16 protein-coding genes are annotated in these 16,176 nt (G+C 68.9%); 6 read left to right on the forward strand and 10 right to left on the reverse strand.

Going from position 1 to position 16,176, the window contains the following annotated elements; all coding sequences use genetic code 11:
• Positions 1-10 precede the first annotated feature (10 nt).
• The 4 genes from ISN75_RS06150 (at position 11) to ISN75_RS06165 (ending at position 4,351) form a co-directional block, all read left to right on the forward strand.
• On the forward strand, positions 11-358 hold the full coding sequence (locus ISN75_RS06150; protein ID WP_167258122.1) for a cupin domain-containing protein: 348 nt from the start codon (positions 11-13) through the stop codon (positions 356-358).
• Positions 351-1,493, forward strand: coding sequence for a glutamate 5-kinase (proB, locus tag ISN75_RS06155; RefSeq protein ID WP_423385137.1), 1,143 nt, complete (start codon positions 351-353; stop codon positions 1,491-1,493). The genes ISN75_RS06150 and proB overlap by 8 nt, the downstream gene beginning before the upstream one ends.
• Positions 1,490-2,752, forward strand: a complete 1,263-nt coding sequence (locus tag ISN75_RS06160; RefSeq protein ID WP_343821819.1) for a glutamate-5-semialdehyde dehydrogenase — start codon at positions 1,490-1,492, stop codon at positions 2,750-2,752. The genes proB and ISN75_RS06160 overlap by 4 nt, the downstream gene beginning before the upstream one ends.
• 192 nt (positions 2,753-2,944) lie before the next feature.
• Positions 2,945-4,351, forward strand: coding sequence for an esterase-like activity of phytase family protein (locus ISN75_RS06165; RefSeq protein WP_343821816.1), 1,407 nt, complete (start codon positions 2,945-2,947; stop codon positions 4,349-4,351).
• Between the two features lie 216 nt (positions 4,352-4,567).
• Here ISN75_RS06165 and kynU read toward each other — a convergent pair whose 3' ends face one another.
• The 4 genes from kynU to ISN75_RS06185 form a co-directional block, all read right to left on the reverse strand.
• Positions 4,568-5,848: a kynureninase gene (kynU, locus tag ISN75_RS06170; RefSeq protein WP_343821813.1), complete on the reverse strand. Its 1,281-nt coding sequence runs from the start codon at positions 5,846-5,848 to the stop codon at positions 4,568-4,570.
• Between the two features lie 101 nt (positions 5,849-5,949).
• Complete coding sequence (locus ISN75_RS06175; RefSeq protein ID WP_167258127.1) at positions 5,950-6,456, reverse strand: hypothetical protein; 507 nt, start codon at positions 6,454-6,456, stop codon at positions 5,950-5,952.
• A gap of 21 nt (positions 6,457-6,477) precedes the next feature.
• The gene (locus tag ISN75_RS06180; protein ID WP_168649404.1) at positions 6,478-7,491 is read right to left on the reverse strand and encodes an amidohydrolase family protein; all 1,014 of its coding nucleotides are present in this window, start codon (positions 7,489-7,491) and stop codon (positions 6,478-6,480) included.
• 126 nt (positions 7,492-7,617) lie between these two features.
• Complete coding sequence (locus ISN75_RS06185) at positions 7,618-9,705, reverse strand: FUSC family protein (protein ID WP_167258129.1); 2,088 nt, start codon at positions 9,703-9,705, stop codon at positions 7,618-7,620.
• A 244-nt stretch (positions 9,706-9,949) separates the two neighbouring features.
• Between ISN75_RS06185 and ISN75_RS06190 the strand changes: the two genes are divergently transcribed.
• Positions 9,950-10,492 (forward strand): TetR/AcrR family transcriptional regulator, encoded by a 543-nt coding sequence (locus ISN75_RS06190; RefSeq protein ID WP_167258130.1) that lies wholly within the window; start codon positions 9,950-9,952, stop codon positions 10,490-10,492.
• Positions 10,493-10,691: 199 nt separating this feature from the next.
• Entirely contained in the window at positions 10,692-11,471 is a 780-nt protein-coding gene (locus ISN75_RS06195) for an iron-containing redox enzyme family protein (protein ID WP_208399904.1), read from the forward strand.
• A gap of 345 nt (positions 11,472-11,816) precedes the next feature.
• Here the strand turns inward: ISN75_RS06195 and yeiP are convergent, their stop codons facing one another.
• From yeiP to ISN75_RS06225, 6 genes are all read right to left on the reverse strand, one after another.
• Positions 11,817-12,383, reverse strand: a complete 567-nt coding sequence (yeiP, locus tag ISN75_RS06200; RefSeq protein ID WP_167258133.1) for an elongation factor P-like protein YeiP — start codon at positions 12,381-12,383, stop codon at positions 11,817-11,819.
• A gap of 99 nt (positions 12,384-12,482) precedes the next feature.
• Positions 12,483-13,250, reverse strand: a complete 768-nt coding sequence (locus tag ISN75_RS06205) for an SDR family NAD(P)-dependent oxidoreductase (RefSeq protein WP_167258135.1) — start codon at positions 13,248-13,250, stop codon at positions 12,483-12,485.
• 793 nt (positions 13,251-14,043) lie between these two features.
• Positions 14,044-14,475 (reverse strand): inner membrane protein YiaA, encoded by a 432-nt coding sequence (gene yiaA, locus ISN75_RS06210; protein ID WP_167258137.1) that lies wholly within the window; start codon positions 14,473-14,475, stop codon positions 14,044-14,046.
• A gap of 68 nt (positions 14,476-14,543) precedes the next feature.
• Positions 14,544-15,104, reverse strand: a complete 561-nt coding sequence (locus ISN75_RS06215) for an N-acetyltransferase family protein (protein WP_343819655.1) — start codon at positions 15,102-15,104, stop codon at positions 14,544-14,546.
• Positions 15,101-15,568 (reverse strand): GNAT family N-acetyltransferase, encoded by a 468-nt coding sequence (locus tag ISN75_RS06220; protein WP_343819656.1) that lies wholly within the window; start codon positions 15,566-15,568, stop codon positions 15,101-15,103. Before ISN75_RS06220 ends, ISN75_RS06215 begins: the two co-directional genes overlap by 4 nt.
• Positions 15,565-16,170, reverse strand: coding sequence for a YdeI/OmpD-associated family protein (locus ISN75_RS06225; RefSeq protein WP_343819658.1), 606 nt, complete (start codon positions 16,168-16,170; stop codon positions 15,565-15,567). The genes ISN75_RS06220 and ISN75_RS06225 overlap by 4 nt, the downstream gene beginning before the upstream one ends.
• Positions 16,171-16,176: the final 6 nt, after the last annotated feature.

Consider the following 16,176-nt stretch of genomic DNA (forward strand, 5'->3'; position numbering starts at 1 on the left):
GGCCATCGCGATGAAAGCCGTCAGCACTGCCAACGCACCGCATTACACCTGGGGCCAGCAGTGCGACGGCTGGCATCTGCTGCAAGGTTTCGACCTGAGCGTGATCGAGGAGCGCATGCCGCCGGGCACGGCCGAGGTGCGCCACCGCCACGTGCGCGCGCGCCAGTTCTTCTACGTGCTGGAAGGCGAGGCGGTGCTGGAGCTGGAAGGCGTGGCGCATCGCCTGGCCGCGCGCGAAGGCCTGCACGTGCCGCCGGGCGCCGCGCACCAGATGCGCAACGAAGCGGACGGCGAGCTGCGTTTCATCGTGGTGTCCTCGCCCAAGAGCCATGGCGACCGGGAGACGGTCGATGGCTGAACGCCTGCCGGCGCAAGCCTTGCCCGCGTGGCGGCGCGCGGTGCTGAAGGTCGGCAGCAATCTGCTGGCGGCCGACGGCGGCGGCCTGACGCCGCGCCATGCGCGCGCGCTGGCCACGTTTGTCGGCGACAGCCACGCGCAGGGGCGGCAGGTGGTGCTGGTGTCCTCCGGCGCGGTGGCCGCGGGCCGCGCGCTGCTGCGCGAACGCGCGCTGCCCGGCGACGACCTCGCCGCGCGCCAGGCGCTGGCCGCGCTGGGCCAGGCGCCGATGATCGCGCTGTGGCAATCGCTGTCGCCGCGCCCGGTGGCGCAGGTATTGCTCACCCACGACGACCTGCGCCATCGCCGCCGTTACCTGAATGCCCGGGCGACCCTGCGCGAACTGCTGCTGCTCGACGTGCTGCCGGTGGTCAACGAGAACGACACCGTGGCGGTGGACGAACTCAAGCTCGGCGACAACGACAACCTCGCCGCCATCGTCGCCGCCCTGGTCGATGCGGACCTGCTGCTGATCGCCTCCGATATCGACGCGCTGTACGACGCCGACCCGCGCCGCGTTGCTTCCGCCGCGCCGGTGCCGCACGTGCCGGTGCTGAGCCCGGAGGTAATGGCGATGGCCGGCGGCAGCGGCAGCGCGGTCGGCACCGGCGGCATGCATACCAAGCTGGAGGCGGCGGTGAAAGCCGGCGCGGCCGGCGTGCCTACCGTGCTGTTCGACGGCCGCAACACCGGCACCGTGGCGGCGCTGGCCGCGGGCCAGCTGCACGGCACGCTGTTCGACGCGCCGCGCAACCGCATGCAGGCGCGCAAGTACTGGCTGCGCCACGCGCCCGCGGCGCCGGGCAGCATCCTGGTCGACGACGGCGCCGCGCGCGCATTGACCGGCGGCCGCGCCTCGCTGCTGCCGGGCGGCATCGTCGGCGCGGACGGCGAGTTCCACCGCGGCGACATGGTGGAGATCGTCGACGTCACCCGGCGCCCGGTGGCGCGCGGCCTGTGCCAGTACGGCGCGGCCGAGGTACGCCGGCTGGCCGGCAAGCACAGCAGCGCGATCGATGCGGTGCTCGGCTACAGCTACGGCGCGGAAATCGTGCATAGGGACGACCTGGTCGTCCTGGCGGAGATGCTTTCATGAGCGAGATGCGAACCCAGGCACTGGCCTGCCGCGACGCGGCGCTGGCCATGGCGGAACTGAGCACCGACGCCAAGCGTGCCCTGCTGCAGGGCATGGCCGATGCGCTGCTGGCCGGCACGGCCGAGGTGCTGGCGGCGAATGCGCGCGATATGGCCGCGGCGCAGGAGAAGGGCGTGCAGGGCGCCATGCTCGACCGGCTGCGGCTGGACCAGGAGCGCGTGGCGAAGATCGTCGCCGCGCTGCGCGAAGTGGCGGAGCTGCCCGACCCGGTCGGCATCGTCACGCGCCGCGAGACGCGGCCCAACGGCATCCGGGTCGAACGCGTGCGCGTGCCGCTGGGCGTGATCGCGATGATCTACGAGGCGCGCCCCAACGTCACCGCCGACGCGGCGGCGCTGTGCCTGATGGCCGGCAACGGGGTGATCCTGCGCGGCGGTTCGGAAGCGCTGCATTCCAATACCGCCATCGCGCAGCTGCTGCGCCGGGCGCTGGCATCGCACGGCGTGCCGGCAGCGGCGCTGACGCTGGTGACCGATCTGCGCCGCGAGGCCATGGTCGAACTGCTGCAGCTGACCGACATCGTCGACCTGGCGATTCCGCGCGGCGGCGAAGGGTTGATCCGCTTCGTCGCCGAGCATGCGCGCGTGCCGGTGATCAAGCACTACAAGGGCGTCTGCCATCTCTACGTGGACCGCGCCGCCGACCAGCCGCTGGCGCTGGACCTGCTGGTCGACGGCAAGACCTCGCGCCCCGGCGTGTGCAATGCGCTGGAGACGCTGCTGGTGCACCGGGACATCGCCGCCGAGTTCCTGCCGCGCGCCGCCGATGCGCTGGGCCGGCGCAAGGTGGAACTGCGCGGCTGCGAGCGCAGCCGCGCGCTGGTGCCGGCGATGAAGGCGGCGGATGAAACCGACTACGCCGCCGAGTACCTGGACCTGATCATCGCGGTGCGCATCGTCGACGATCTCGACGCCGCGCTGGCGCATATCCATCGCTACAGCTCCGACCATACCGAGGTGATCGCCACCGGCGACGACGAAGCCGCGCGCCGCTTCGTGCGCGGCATCCGCTCGGCGGTGGTGATGGTCAATGCCTCCTCGCGCTTCAGCGACGGCGGCGAGCTGGGCCTGGGCGCGGAGATCGGCATTTCCACCACGCGCCTGCATGCCTACGGGCCGATGGGCGCGGAAGCGCTGACGGTGGAGCGCTTCGTGGTGCGCGGGGAAGGCCAGGTGCGGCATCCCGAGAGCAAATCGTGAATACCCATGCGTAGGTTGGGGTGAGCCGCAGGCGAACCCCAACGTGGCGAGGCGTAGGAAGGTGCCGGTGTTGGGGTTCGCCTGCGGCTCACCCCAACCTACCCCGGTAGCTGGCGGCAGCTCGCGGGCGTCATACCGCCGCAACGCAGCGGTAGCACTCTCGGCAGCTTGTCCCAGCCCGGAGTGCCCCGCATGCGTACCAAGCTCGCTTTCGCTGTGTTCGCCGCGTTCGCCGCCGCTGCTCCCGTCCATGCCGGCGTGGAACTGATCGCTGCCGGCAGCCTCGACGCCCACCAGGGCGACCGCGCCATGCGCACCGCCCGTCCGCTGGAGAACGGCGTGCAGGGCAACCTGCTCGGCGGCCTGGGCTCGGGCCTGGCCTACGCCGGCTGCGGCAGCTTCGTGGCCCTGCCGGACCGCGGTCCGAATGCGGTCTCCTACGACAGCGCCGTGGACGACACCTCGTCGTATATCGCCCGCTTCCACACCTTGCGCGTGGACCTGCGCCCCGCCGGCGCGGGCGCCGCGCTGCCATTCGCGCTGACGCCGAAGCTGGAACGCACCACCTTGCTGTGGGACCTGTTCGGCCTGTACTACGGCGACGGCAAGGCGGCGAATCTGCCGAACGGCGCGCCGCGCGAGAACCACGCCTTCCATCATTACTTCACCGGCCGCTCCGACAACGCCGACCCGGCGCGCAACTCCGGCTGGCCTTTGAACGGCCGCCTCGATCCGGAAGGCATCCGCGTCTCGGTCGACGGCAACGCGGTGTTCGTCTCCGACGAATACGGTCCCTACGTCTACAAGTTCGACCGCCGCAGCGGCCGCCGCCTCGACAGCTACGCGCTGCCGGCGCATTTCTACGTGGCGAAGACCGCTTCGCACGGCGCCGACGAGATCGCCGGCAACACCTCTGGCCGCGTCGCCAACAAGGGCATGGAAGGTCTGGCCATCTCGCCCGACGGCCGCGTGCTGTTCGGCGCGATGCAGGCGCCGCTGATCCAGGACGGCGGCGATGGCGCGCCGGTGCTGCGCATCGCACGCATCGACCTGCGCACGCGCCAGGTGCGCGAGTACGCCTATCCGTTGACCAACTCCGGCACGGCGGCCAAGCCGAAGTACAACGGCGTGAGCGAGATCCTGGCGGTGAACGACCACCAGCTGCTGGTGGACGAGCGCGACGGCAAGGGTTTCGGCGACGGCTCGGAGGCGAAGTTCAAGCGCGTGTACCTGATCGACCTGGATGGCGCGGCCGACGTGGGCAAGCTCAGCGGCGCCGCCGTGCTGGCGGCGGTGGCCGTGCAGAAGAGGCCGTTCCTGGACGTGGTCGCGGAGCTCGGCCGCCACGGCATGCTGCCGTCGGAGATTCCCGCCAAGCTCGAAGGCCTCAGCTTCGGCCCGGACGTGACCCAGGACGGCCGCCGCCGCCACACGCTGTTCATCGCCAACGACAACGACTTCCTGGCCACCGTCACCGACGATCTGCATCCGCAAGGCGCCGACAATCCGAACCGCTTCTTCGTGTTCGCCTTCGACGATGCGGATCTGCCGGGGCTGAAGCCGCAGCGCATCGAGCACGAGCGCTGCGACGCACGCTGAGCTTTTGCTCCCTCTCCCCGTCGGGGAGAGGGTTGGGGTGAGGGGGACCTACGGAGCGCAGAAGCGGAAGCATCAAAGCGATGCGACGCTTCGTCGATCCTCTGCCGCGAGCACCCGCCCCTCATCCTGCTGCCGCCACCTTCCTCGCTCCTCAAAGCCGCGCACATCCATGTGCGCTCCCCGCGTGCTCCCCGGCGGGGAGAAGGGTTCCTTGGTCTAGCGTTTGCTCCAATCCCGCACCGCTTCCGCAAACACGACACAATCCTCAAACCGGTTATACAACGGCGTCGGCGAAATCCGGATCACATCCGGCTCGCGCCAGTCGCCGACGATGCCGTGGTCCATCAGGTACTGGAACAAGGCCCGTCCGCGTTCGCGCCCGCCCTGCACGCGGATCGACAGCTGCGAGCCGCGGCGCGAAGGCTCGCGCGGCGTCACCGATTCCAGCACGTCGCCCAGCTGGGTCTGCACCAGCCATTCCAGGTAACCGGTAAGGCGCAGCGCCTTCTCGCGCAGCTGCGCCATGCCGGCGCGCTGGAAGATCTGCAGTGACACGCGCAGCGGCGCCAGCGACAGGATCGGCGGGTTGGAAATCTGCCAGCCGTCCGCGCCGGGCATGGGCACGAATTCCGGGCCCATGCGGAAACGCGACTGCTTGTCGTGGCCCCACCAGCCGGCGAAACGCGGCAGGTGCTCGGTATGGGCGTGGCGCTCGTGCACGAAGGCGCCGGCCACCGCGCCGGGGCCGGAGTTGAGGTATTTGTAGCTGCACCACACGGCGAAGTCGGCGCCGCTGTCGTGCAATTGCAGCGGCAGGTTGCCCACGGCATGGGCGAGGTCGAAGCCGACGGCGCAGCCCTGCGCATGCGCCAGCGCGGTGATCGCCTTCAAGTCGAAGGCCTGCCCCGTGCGGTATTGCACGCCCGGCAGCAGCACCAGCGCGATGCGCTCGCCATGTTCGGCCAGCGCGCGTTCGATCGCTTCCATCGACAGCGTGCCGTTCGGTTCGTCCGGCTGCAGTTCGATCAGCGACAGCGCGGGGCTGAAGCCGTGGAAGCGGATCTGCGATTCCACCGCGTAGCGGTCGGTGGGGAAGGCGCCGGCCTCGATCAGGATGGCGTGGCGCTCCAGGGTGGGGCGGTAGAAGCTCACCATCATCAGGTGCAGGTTCACGCCCAGCGTATTCATCGCCACCACTTCGGAGGGCAGGGCGCCGACCAGGGCGGCGAGGTCGTCGCGCACGAACTCGTGGTAGTCCAGCCACGGCAGGCGCACCTTGAAATGCCCTTCCACCGCCAGCGCGCCCCAGTCGTCCAGTTCGGCGTTCAGCGCCTCGCGCACGGCGCGCGGCTGCAGGCCCAGGGAATTGCCGCAGAAGTAGTGGCTGTCGCGGCCCTGGTGCGGCGGGATCAGGAACTCGTCGCGGAACGCGCGCAGCGGATCGGCGGCGTCCTGGGCGCGGGCCCATTCGAGGGTGGCTTGGTAAGCGGTCGACATCGAGTTCTCGTCCCACGCGGAAAACCGCTAAAGCTTAGGCCAAGCCGGCGGGCAAAGAAAAAGCCCGGGCGCATGGCCCGGGCTTCGGCAGCTTGCCGCGCTTACTTCAGGCGCTCGGCGATGGCGTCGCAGCCCTTGTCGAAGGCGGCTTTCCAGGCCGCGCCGGCCTGGCTCTGCGCCGGGCGCACGCAGCGCAGCTGGATGGCGTGGCCCTCGCGGAACCAGTAGCGCTCCACGTAGCTGAACTGCGCGCCGTTCTCCTGCGCCGTGTAGGTGCTGGCGTTCGGCGCGGGGCTGCTGCCGGGCTGGTAGCCGGTGAGGCCCTTGGCCTTGGCGGTGGCGGCGTTGACGTAGTCCTGGAAAGAAGCCACGTCCGGCACCTGCTTCACCGTCACGGTGACGCGGGCCAGGGCGGTGCTGCCGGTGGGCGAGGTGTCGGGCACCTGGAACACGCGCAGTTCCGGGTCGCCCTGGGTCTCCATGATGCCCAGCCAGTTGTCGGGCGTGCTGAAGTGCACGGTGCCGTGGGCCATCTCCACCTCGCCCGCGTGGGCGGCGCCGGCCAGCAGCAGGGCGCTGGCCAGGAGGGTGTTGCGCAGGAAACTCATGCCGGGTGTGCTCTCGTGAAGTCAGTCGGGTGCGAAACGGTAGAGGGGCAGGCCCAGCCATTCCAGGGCCGTACCGTGGAACAGGCGCGCTCGCGCCGCCTCGTCCAGCCCCAGGGCCTCGATGCCGCTGCCCGGGTGCTGCTCCCCCAACGGGAAAGGATAATCCGTGCCGAGCATCACGCGCTCGACGCCGGTCACATCCAGCAGATAGCGCAGCGCCTGCGGATCGTGCACGCAGGAGTCGAAATACAGCCGCTTGAGGTATTCGCGCGGGTTGCGCGGGTTGTCGGTGGCAACCAGGTCCGGGCGCATGCGGAAGCCGTGCTCGATGCGGCCGATGGTGGAAGGGAAGCTGCCGCCGCCGTGGGCCAGCATCACGCGCAGCCGCGGCAGCCGCTCCAGCACGCCGCCGAAGACCAGGCAGCAGGCCGCGCGCGACTGCTCGGCCGGCATGCCGACCAGCCAGGGCAGCCAGTACTTGGGCATGCTGGCGGCGCCCATCATGTCCCAGGGGTGGACCATCACCGCCGCGCCCAGGTCGGCGGCGGCCTCGAAGAACGGGAACAGCTCCGGCGCGTCCAGGTTCCAGTCGTTGCAGTGCGAACCGACCTGCACGCCGTGCAGGCCGAGCTCGTCGATGCAGCGCTCCAGCTCGCGGATGGCCAGGTCCGGCGACTGCAGCGGCACCGTGGCGATGCCGGCGTAGTGGCGCGGATAGTCGCGGCACAGGCCGGCGATGTTGTCGTTCAGATGCCGGTGCAGCTCCAGCGCCTGGTAGCCGGGCGCCCAGTAGGAGAACAGCACCGGCACGGTGGAAACGACCTGGACCGATACGCCGAAGCGCGCGTAGTCGTCGATGCGGTGCTGCGGGTCGAACGCCGATTCCCACACCTCGCGGAAGAATTTTCCGTCCTTGTAGATGCGGTGGCGCCCGTCGTGATGGGTCATCACGGGAAAGCGGAGGTCGTCGAACTTGGCCGCAAGATTCGGCCAGTCGCGGGGCAGGACGTGCGCGTGGGTATCGATCTTGAGCATGCCCGCGAGTGTAGGCGCTTGGGGTGGCGGTGCCTTGTCGCGGCGCGGCAAAGCCGTCGCTCGTCACCGCGGTCTAGGGCGGGATCTGCTTTTTGCTCGTCATTCCGGCGCAGGCCGGAATGACGATCAAGCAGCGGCCGCCGTCTTCTCCCGCTCGCCGCGCCCCACGATGTGCGCCAGCGTATTCACGTTGTCCACCAGCCGGTCGCTCAGGCGCTCCAGCAGCTCCGCCGCGCGGCGGTCCTCGGCCATCGCCAGCAGCGAGGCCAGGCTGCGCTGCAATGCGCGCAGGTCGGGCAGGTCGGTGGGCGCGCGGTGATCGCGCAGGGCGGTGGCGATGGTGTGCAGGGCGGCGGCGACATGCTCGACGAAGGCGCCGATCTCGGTGGCTTCGGGCAGGGCCTCGTGGTCGTCGATCACCGCTTCCAGCGTCATGGCGGTGCGCGCCAGGCGGTTGCCGTTGGCGAACAGCGTGCTGGCCAGGTCCATCAGCTGCGTGGGCGTGGCCGGCTCCGCGCGCATGCGGTCCAGCGAGGCCTGCGCATTGCTGCGCGCGGTGCGCGCGGCGGTGCGCGACTCGCGCTGCGCGTCGCGGCGGCCGGGGCGCGCCAGGCACTGCAGGTAGCCGGCGTAGGCGTCCAGCATGTCGGCCAGGGCGGCGCGTGCGCGGCCGCGTTCCCAGGTGGGCCACAGCACGTAGGCGAGCAGGGCCATGCCGCAGCCCAGCGCCGTGTTGAGCACGCGGTCGGCCACCGCCGCGCTGGAATTGACGCCTTCGAACGACAGCAGGATCACCACCGTGCCGGTCAGCGCCGCCACCGCGATGCCGTAGTGCGCATTGGCCAGGTAGCGGAACGCCATGCACAGCACCGCCATCACCGCCAGGTGCGCCCATGGATCGTGCGGCGTGAAGTGCAGCACCGCCGTGGTCAGCACCAGGCCGAGCACGGTGCCGACCACGCGCAGCAAGCCGAAATTGAAGGTGGCGCCGAAATCCGGACGCAGCACGATGGCCGCCGTCATCGGCAGCCAGTAGCCATGCGGCAGCGCCAGCTTGCGCGCGACGAACAGCGCCACGCTCAGGCATACCGCGCTGCGCACCGCATGGCGGAACGCCACCGAATGCGGCGTGAGGTTGGCGCGCAGGATCGACAGCGCGGAATCCGCGCGCAGCGCCGCCGGCAGCGGCGTTTCCGCCGCCGAGGCGCGCAGCTCGCCGCGGCTGCCGGCCCAGTTGGCGTTGCGCACCGCCGCCGCGAGCTGGCCCGACAAGGCATGGATATGCGCGGCCAGGCCATCGCCGGAGCCGCCGCGGCCCAGCAGGGCGTTCTCGCTGGCCTGCAGGGTCTGCAGCGCGCGCTCGGCCTGCTGCGGCGGTTCGGCCGCTTCCAGCGCGTCCGCAATGGCGGCGAGCACGCGCGCGGCGTCGCCGCGGAACATCGCATGCACGCCGGGGTTGGTGCGCAGCTCGGCCATGGCGGTGAGTTCCAGGCGGATGCGTTCGGCGATCTCCAGCAGCACGCGGAATGCTTCCATCGCACGCCCATTGGCGTGATGGCGGCCCAGCAGGGTGTGCTGCAGCGTGGTCATCGCGTCGGTGAGCGCGGGCACGTCCGCGTCGTCGTGCGCCTGCTGCCTGGCCAGGCTGGACAGGCCGCGATACACCGCCGCCAGCGCATGCCGCTCCGGCCGATAGCGCTGCAGCGGCCATGCCGCCACCGAGAACAGCGCCAGCAGCAGGCCGCCGGCGAAGATCAGTCCCGCGCCGCTCAGCGCCCCGGTGAGCGTGGTGGGCGAGGCGGCGGTGACCACCAGCAGGATCATGCTGGTCATGCCCACGCGCGCGATGTCGGTGCCGAACACCACCAGCAGGCCGCCGAAGAAACCGAACGCCGCCGTGGCCACCAGCATCGGCGCCAGCTGGTCGCCGAGCAGGAAGCCCAGCACCGAGGCCAGCGCCGCCGCCAGCGAGGCGAGGAACAGCTGCCACATGCGCTGGCGGTAAGGGCCGGGCTGGTCCGAGAACATGGTGTCCAGGGCGCCGGCGGCCACGCCCAGGCCGATTTCCGCATGGCCGGTGGCCAGGCCCAGCCCCAGCGGCAGGATCACCGCCGCGGTATTGCGCAGCACGACGCGCGGCGGCACGTCGGGGCGCTTGGCGGTCAGCAGGCTCTCGATGACGGTGGCGCGTAGCGAATAGCCGCTGGCGGGCATGGGTTCTCGTTCGCTCCTAAACGATTTAAGGGATTCTGCCTGAGCAGGGCTGAAGAGGGTGGGACGCGGCGCCTGCAATCAGCGCATGCCGAGGGCTTTATTTCCCGGCGAAAGTGCATAGGTCGAAGGGCGGGCGCGGCCGGGGCCGTCCGGCTGCCCAAATCGCTTACAGTCAAATCACTTACAGTAGGTCGCCGCGGTGTCCCGGGATGGATGCCCGGTTTGTGCAATCTGGAAGGCCATTATGAAAACTGATCCATCCAATCTGATCGAGGTGTCGCTGTCGCTGTTCAGGAGCAAGGGATACCGGCGCACTTCGATGGCCGACATCGGCCGGGCGACCGGATTGCTCAAGGGCAGCATCTATCATCACTTTCCGAACAAGGAGCGCTTGCTGATCGAAGTGGTGCAGCATGTCATCGGACTGTTCGAGAACGGCGTTTTCGAGGAGGCGCGGCGCACCGACCTGAGCGAGAAGCAGCGCCTGGACGGCATGGTCGACGCGGTGGAGAGCTATTACATCCAGCACCGGGTCTGCGCGCTGGTTCACTTATGGCCGGACGCCCTGCAGGAGAGCGAGGAGGCGCGCGGCATGATCCAGCAGTTCTTCCGCGACTGGCGCGACCTGCTGGCCGGCCTGCTGGCCCCCCGCCACGGCGAGGCGCAGGCCCGCAGCCTGGCCACGGACGCCCTGGCGCGGATCGAGGGGGCGGTGATCTGGCTGCAGATCGCCGGGGAAGAGGAAGCCTTGCGGGAATGCAGTAAACAGGTGCGTAACCTCTTGTAGCTCCGAAAAAAGCGCTTTACACGGGGGCGTACCGTCTGGTAGAAAACCAAACGTTTGGTTTTGGCTGTTCGTGCAGGCAAACCCAGGGGGAACAACCATGCCTTCGTTGATGGCTGATCTGGATCAACCCCGCAGGAAGGCGATCGCCGCCATGCGGGCGAGCGTTGCGCCGGCCCTCTGGCAACGGAATGCCGGCTTCGTGGAAAACCTTCGGCAACTGATCTCCACGCATCCGGTGGCGCGCCATCGCGCGATCGGCGTGCTCAACAGCGGCACGCTCGATCTCGAAGCGATGCGCACGATCCATCTGGAATACCGCCACGCGATCGTGCAGATCTTCACCGACGCACTGCTCGCCGCGCAGCTGCAGACGCGCCAGCTGGAACCGCGCCTGCCGCCGGGTTCCAAGCTGGCGCCGCGGTTCCTGATCACGCTCAACGACCTGGACGAATTCGGCTTCCGCCCCGGCCTCGACGCCGAAGGCTATTACCGCGGCAATCCGGCCTACGCGCATTACCCGCTGTTCGAGCGCGTGCTGGACGACTACGGCATCAGCCTGCAGCAGCGGCAGTCGTATCCGGCCAGCCGCATCTCGCGCAAGGTGCGCGAATTCCTCGAGCACAGCTATGGCGACTATCTCGACGTGGTGGTGCTGCTCGCCGCCGCGGAAGAGGAAGTGATCCTGTACAGCGCGCCGCTGCGCGAAGCCACCCGCGCGCTGGGCATCGACGTCGACGACGGCTACTACTTCGTGCACGGCGTCAGCGAGGACGTCAGCGCCGAAGCGGCCGACGACGATCACGAGAACGACCTGTGGCTTGCGCTCACACAGGCGCTCACGCCGGAACACTATCCGCGCGTGCAGTCGCTGTGCCTGCGCTATTGCGATCTGTGGGATCAGTTCTGGACCGCGCAGCTGGCGTTGATGCGCCCGGCGGCCTCCCTGGCGGGCACCCAGGGGCTGGCTGAAGCGGTCTGATGGGGGTTGGGAAGGAGGGATACCCATGGAGCCGGGTCTCCCTGCGGCGAATGGATGCGCCGGGCACAGGACGTGCCGCAGCTGATCAGCGCGCCGGGCGGGGTCAGCAGGGGGCGGGTCCGGCGCATGAGGCGCTGGACCCGTAAACCTTGCGGCGAGGCAGGGGCCTCGCCGGCAACATGCGCTTGAGCGCAACGATCAAGGCGGAGCCGCGCGGCCGGGAGCGCGCGGCCCGCGCAGGAAGGGGGAGGCTGGCGCGCTTCGGTGCGACGGCCTCCCAAGGGTGAATCGGGTGATGCCCATTTCGGCCCGTGATTTTCACGGGCCTTTTTTTGCGCGCAAGGTTTACGAGGCGCGGCCGCCGAATTCGCCGGTGGTGGTGTTCACCCACACCTTCTCGCCGTTGGTGATGTATTCCGGCACCTGGATTTCCACGCCGGTGCTGAGCCTGGCCGGCTTGGTGCGCTTGGTGGCGCTGGCGCCCTTCAGTTCCGGCGCGGTGTCCACCACTTCCAGCATCACGCTGGTCGGCACCTGCAGGCCCACCGGCGCGTCGTCGATCAGCTGTACGTAGAAGCCTTCGGTGTCCTCGACGATGTAGCCGGCGTTCTCGCCGACCAGTTCCGGACCGAGCAGGTACTGCGTGTAGTCCTCCGCGTCCATGAACACGAACGCCTCGCCGTCCTTGTAGGAATAGTTGGCCGCGCGGCGCACCAGGTCCATTTCCTTCAGGTCGTCGTCGGCGCGCAGGCTCAGATCGAACTTGCGTGCGCCGGGGATGGAATACAGGGTGAAGCGGAACGTCACGTTGCCGCCGCGCGCGGTGGGCGAGCTGCGCTCGATGTCGCGCACCTGGTACACGGTGCCTTCGTGTTCGACCACGTTGCCTTTCTTGACGTCGGAAGCTTTCATGGATTTTTAGGGAGTCGGGAATAGGGAATAGGAAGAGCGGGGCGAGGGAGTCTGGCAGGGTTTTGCTTTTGCTATTCCCTATTCCCGACTCCCTATTCCCTACTTTGGCTGCAGACGCACCGCGCCGTCGAGGCGGATGGTTTCGCCGTTGATGTAGCGGTTGGTCAGGATGAAGGCCACCAGCTCGGCGAACTCCTCCGGCTTGCCCAGGCGCGACGGGAACGGGATGGACGCGGACAGCGCCTCCTGCACCTGCGGCGGCATGCCGTCGACCATCGGGGTCCAGAAGATGCCCGGCGCGATGGTCGCCACGCGGATGCCGAAGCGCGACAGCTCGCGCGCCATCGGCAAGGTCATGCCGACCACGCCGCCCTTGGAGGCCGAATACGCGGCCTGGCCGATCTGGCCTTCGTAGGCGGCCACGCTGGCGGTATTGACGATCACGCCGCGCTCGCCGTCCTCGCCCGCTTCGTTGGATTGCATCAGGGCCGCGCCGGCCTTGGCCACGTTGAAGCTGCCCACCAGGTTGACCATCACCGTGCCGGCGAAGGTGCCCAGCGGCATCGGGCCTTCCTTGCCCAGCACGCGGCCGGCGCCCAGGATGCCGGCGCAGTTCATCACCACGTTGAGGCCGCCCATGGCGTCGCGGGCCGCGGCCACGTTGGCGGAGACGCCGTCTTCGGAGGTGACGTCGGTACGCAGGAAGCGCGCGGCGGCGCCCAGCGCCTTGGCCGCTTCCTGGCCCTTGTCCTCGTTCACGTCGAACAGCGCGACCTGGCCGCCGGCGGCGACCAGGCGCTGCGCCACGGCGTAGCCGAGACCGGAGGCGCCGCCGGTGATGATCGCCTTGACCTGCTGGAGCTGCATGGGTACGTCCTCGGGAATGCCGAAAAGCGGAATGGTAGCCGAGGAGCTGGGGAGAGCGCTTGCTGGTGGAACCCTTCTGCCCGCCGGGGAGCACGCGGGGAGGGCACAGGGATGTGCCCTGCTTTGAGGAGCGAGGAAGGTGGCGGCAGCCGGATGAGGGGCGGGGCTCGCGGTGGCGGATCGATGGGGCGCAGCGCATTTACTGCTTCTGCTTCACCGCTCCGCCCGACCCCTCACCCCGACCCTGTCCCCAGCGGAGAGAGGGGGATGACGGGCGGGGCGACAATCGAACGAAGAGCATGCGGCGTAGCCGCAGCGTTCCGCTTGCGCGCTTCTGCTCTTGATCTACCGGGTCCCCTTGGCGCCGGCGGTGAGGGCTGGACGATCAGGCCCCGCAGGGGGCGAGGACAGGAGTCCTCGCCTTTTTGATCAGGGCATGGATGCCCTGTCAAAAAGCCCGGCCAGCCCTCACGGACCCTCAGCAGCTGCGCTGCTGAGGGCGCCAAGCAGGGTGCCCTTTCTTCTTGGTTACTTCTTCTTTGGGCACGCAAAGAAGAAGTAACTCGCCCCGCGGCAGCGGGGCGAAACCCTCGCCAACGGCGAGACACCCAACCGTCAACGCAACAACCGAGCGACAAAGTCCCTGGATTCCAGCTTTCGCTGGAATGACGAGCGAGGCCTACGCCGGGATGACGAAGTTGAGACGATGAGGCAAGACCGTTGCTCACCCCAACCCTCTCTCCCACAGGGACTACCTTCGGGTCGCCCGGAGGGAAGAGGGGGCAAGTGGCGGTTACTCGGAGGCCGCGTAGTCCCGCGCGTCCGAACCCTCCGCCGCCTGGCTGTCGCGCGTGTTCTTCTGCACCGCGATCGCCGCGAACAGGGCCAGCGCGTAGGACATCCCGTAGAAGCCCTTCTCGCTCAGCGCCAGGGTGGCGTTCCACAGCCCCACCACCAGCAGCACGATGCTCAGCAGCACCGACACCCAGCTCAGGCCGTAATAGATATTGGTGACCGGGATGCCTTCCAGGCGGTCGCGCACGCTCTTCTGCACCGACACCGCGGAGAACAGGCCGTACATCAGCACGGTGAAGTAATAGCCCTTCTCGTTGAGCTGCATGCCGGCGTTCCACAGGCCGGTGACGAAGGCCAGGAAGCCTGCCAACAGGGCCGCCCAGGACACGGCGATAAAGGCGGGCGAGGGCTTCTGGGGCAGGGGCTTCATGGCAGTTCCTTTGCGTGGGGTGCCCCGGCGGGGCGGCGCGGCCATCCTAATCGAAGCCGCGCCGTTTGCTACAGCAGCGCTTTCCACTCGTCCCGCTCGCGCAGCTGCGCGAACGGAATCACCGCCGGCGGCGGCACCACTGGCGCCTGCAGTTCCTTCTGCCACACACCCACGTCCCACCATTGCCCCAGCTTGTAGCCGGCCTTGCGCCAAATGCCCGCGGGCGTGAAGCCCATCGACTCGTGCATGGTCACGCTGGCCGCGCCGGGCATGGTGATCACGCCCACCGCCTGGTTGATGCCCTGCAGGCGCATGCCGTCCAGCAGCACGCCGTAGAGCCGGCGCGCGATGCCGCGGCGCTGCGCGTCTTCGTGCACGTAGATCGAGGTTTCGGCGATCCAGTCGTAGGCCGCGCGTTCGCGGAAGCGGCTGGCGTAGGCATAGGCGAGCAGGCGGCCCTGTTCCTCCCAGACGATCCACGGATAGTGCTGCAGCCGCGCCACGAGGCGTTCGCGCATGGTCGCTTCGCCGGGCAGTTCGGTCTCGAATGTGGCCATGCCCTGCAGCACGTGCGGGGTGTAGATGGCATGGATCGCGGCGGCATCTTCAGGAACGGCAATGCGGATCATGCGAGCACCTTTTCCATGCATACGCTCTGCGGGTTGGCGCGATGGCTGCCGAATGGCGGGCAGCGGCGATAGCCGGCGCGTTCGTACAGTTCCAGCGCCTCGGCCTGGGCCGTGCCGGTTTCCAGGCGCACGATGCGGCCGCCGCGCGCGTGCACCTGCTGTTCCAGCGCTTCCAGCAGCTGCTTGCCCAGGCCCAGTCCGCGGCAGGCCGGCAGCACGTACATGCGCTTGACCTCCACGTAGTCGCCTTCGTCGACGCAGGCGCCGCAGGCCACCGGCGTGCCATCCACGCGGGCGGTGACGAAGGCGACATTGGCGCGGCGCAGTTCATCCAGCGCCACCGGCTGGATGTTGGCGGTGGGATAGAGCCCGGCCAGATAGCCGTCCAATTCCTGGGTCAGCGGCAGGATGTCCGGCGTGCCCGGATCCTCGATGGCGAAACTGAGCTGCGGTCGCGTCTTCACATGTACTTCCAGTTGCGTTGCTTGCCCTCGGCCAGCCATTCCAGGGTGGTGGCGAGGCGTTTCTGGCGGGTGGCGCCGGTCTTGGCTTCGCCGATCCATTCAAGGTATTCGCGCTGCATGCTGGCGCTGAAGCCGTCGAAGGTCTTGCGCGCGGCGGCGTGCTTTTTCTGCGCGAGCAGGGCGGCGAGATCTTCCGGCATGGCGGGCGCCGCCTTCGGCGCGGCCTTCGGGCGCGCGCGCGTGGCGCCGCCTTCGATCAGCTTCATCGCCTTCTTTACGCAGGCGGCCAGTTCCTTCTTCGCAGGCAGGTCGCGCACGGAAGCGAGCTTGCCGAACTGGCCCATGCCTTCCCCGGCGTCGTCGGCCGTCTCGCCGAACAGTTCCTTGTAGTGCCAGAAATGCAGGCTTGCATGCTGCTTGAACGCCGCCATGCCGCACATCAGCGCGCCCCGGTAGCTGAAGTAGGGCATGCTCCATTTCAGCGTTTCTTCCGCCTCGGGGCAGGCGGCGTGCACGGTGGCGCGGATCTGTTCCAGGATCGGCCGCGCGAACTCGGCGGATTTGGCGATATACGCATCGATGCGCGGATCGTGGCTGCTCATGGCGCT

Origin of the sequence: Dyella marensis (assembly GCF_049532885.1) — a bacterium.
In the GTDB taxonomy this organism is placed as follows: domain Bacteria; phylum Pseudomonadota; class Gammaproteobacteria; order Xanthomonadales; family Rhodanobacteraceae; genus Dyella_D; species Dyella_D marensis.